Raw genomic sequence first — 1923 nt, forward strand, 5'->3', positions numbered from 1 at the left:
AGCCGTGCCAGGCGCATCGAACGATCTCGTTTTCGCGATGATAGATGAATTGCGCCTGTTCAACGGGCGCGGTTGTGCCGCATTGCGGCCCCTCGCAAAGCGGAGCGCCGCGGTGCGGACAGACATTGAGCAGCGCGTGGAATGAATCTCCGATGCGGAAAATCCCGACCGAAAGGCTGCGGATCTTGGCGATGAACGGAGACCCTGTTTCGATCTCGTCGACGCGGCAGATATAGGTCTTCTCGGGCATCATATGCTTCCTCAGGCGGCATTCGCGGCTTGCGCGCGGGGGATGCGTTTGTAGACTTCCAGCGCGTTCAGTCCCATGATCTTGCTCTTCCAGGCAGGAGGGATTTGCAGCGTGTTGGCATCGTCGTAATCCCAGTGCGGATAGTCCGATGCAAACATCAGCGTGTTTTCGCCGTCCATCGCCTCGAGCGTGGACCAGAGATGTTGAATGTTTGCAGGCTGCTCCAGAGGCTGCGTGGAAAAGCGGATGTTGCGCCGGCAATATTCAGACGGCAGCATCTTCAGCCATGGCGTCTCCTTGCGCAGCGCTTTGTAGTCGGCGTCCAGGCGCCAAAGGACCGACGGAACCCAGGCGACGCCGCACTCGATGATCACGAAGTAGAGGTCCGGCCATTTCTCGAAGACGCCATGGGCGATCATGCTTGCCACGTGCGACATCGCCGACATGTGCAGAATGGCATGCGTTTCCCAGAAGAATGTCGTCGGGGCAGGAGCAATGGCAGTTGAATTCACGCCGCCATGCCCGCCCAGATGAATGGCGAATGGCAACCCCACTTCCGCGCAGGCTTCGTAGATCGGATGGTAAAACGGGTCGCCATACGGCTTGACGGAACCCTGGGAAGCGAGAACCTGGACCATGCGCGGATGACTGCCAAGACGGCGTATCTCGGCGGCAGCGAGCTTCGGATCCTGTGGCGCGATGATGATCGAGCCCATGAAACGATCGTCTTTCGGCAACCACTGGTCGATCTGATAATCGTTGTAAGCGCTGACCAGAGCGCTGGCATAATAAGGGTTAGCCAGGGTCGACGCCTCGATAGGCTCATCGCCGGTCAGGATCGCCACGTCGACTTTGTATTTGTCGAGGTGCTTCTCTTTCATGATGAGATAATTGTCGGCTTCTGTTTTCGGACGGATGTCCTTGCGGGAAAAATCCTGCGGGTGGAACCAGGGCCGATGACCATGCGGAAAGGCGCCAACGGGACCTGTTTTCTCGCCCTCGATGAACATGTCTTTCCACAGGCCGGAGAGATAGGGCTCCAACACGGTGGCGCTTGACCAGTAATTATGACAGTCGCAGTCGACTATGAACACTTCTTCCGCTCCGTATCCGTATCCGTATCCGTATCTCGTCCCGGCAGCGCTACCGGCCGCTGATCTGCTGCAGCTTCCGCCTTGAGTATTGTTTGATCAAGCTTATGATACGTGGAATATGATCGAGTTTTTCGATTGGAGATTTCATGCAACTTGATCACATCGAGACCTTTCTCGACATCATCGAATCGAGAAACTTCAATCGCACCGCGGATCGGCTAGGATTGACCCAGTCGACGATCAGCACCCGCATCAAGAACCTCGAGAGCGCAATCGGGTCCGAACTGTTCCAGCGCGGACGCGCCGGGGCGGAGCCGACCGCCGCAGGGCGCCGGTTCGAAGCTTATGCAAGATCCTTGCTGTCCACATGGTCGCAGGCTCGCCACGATGTCCGGGCGTTCAATCGTTTCGAAGGCACCTTGCGCGTCGCCGCGCAGGTCGGGATGACCCGCTCGGTTTTGCCGGGTTGGGTGGAGACGCTGTGTCAGGCTCTTCCCAAATCGTCGATCCATGTCGAGTCGGATTATTCAAACCAGATGGTCAGCGACCTAAGCATGGGAAATCTCGACATCGCAGTGC

General features: G+C 57.5%; 3 protein-coding genes. 1 reads left to right on the top strand and 2 read right to left on the bottom strand.

The window, feature by feature from the left end:
• A partial coding sequence (locus EOA19_RS34795; protein ID WP_128306107.1) for a Rieske 2Fe-2S domain-containing protein occupies positions 1-250 on the bottom strand: 250 nt, incomplete at its 3' end.
• A gap of 11 nt (positions 251-261) precedes the next feature.
• Positions 262-1344, bottom strand: a complete 1083-nt coding sequence (locus EOA19_RS34800) for an amidohydrolase family protein (protein ID WP_023809365.1) — start codon at positions 1342-1344, stop codon at positions 262-264.
• A 146-nt stretch (positions 1345-1490) separates the two neighbouring features.
• Here EOA19_RS34800 and EOA19_RS34805 point away from each other — a divergent pair.
• Positions 1491-1923 (top strand): LysR family transcriptional regulator (locus EOA19_RS34805; protein ID WP_164893128.1); only part of this gene is annotated, 433 nt, incomplete at its 3' end.

The organism is Mesorhizobium sp. M7A.F.Ca.US.010.02.1.1 (assembly GCF_004023085.1).
Taxonomy (GTDB): domain Bacteria; phylum Pseudomonadota; class Alphaproteobacteria; order Rhizobiales; family Rhizobiaceae; genus Mesorhizobium.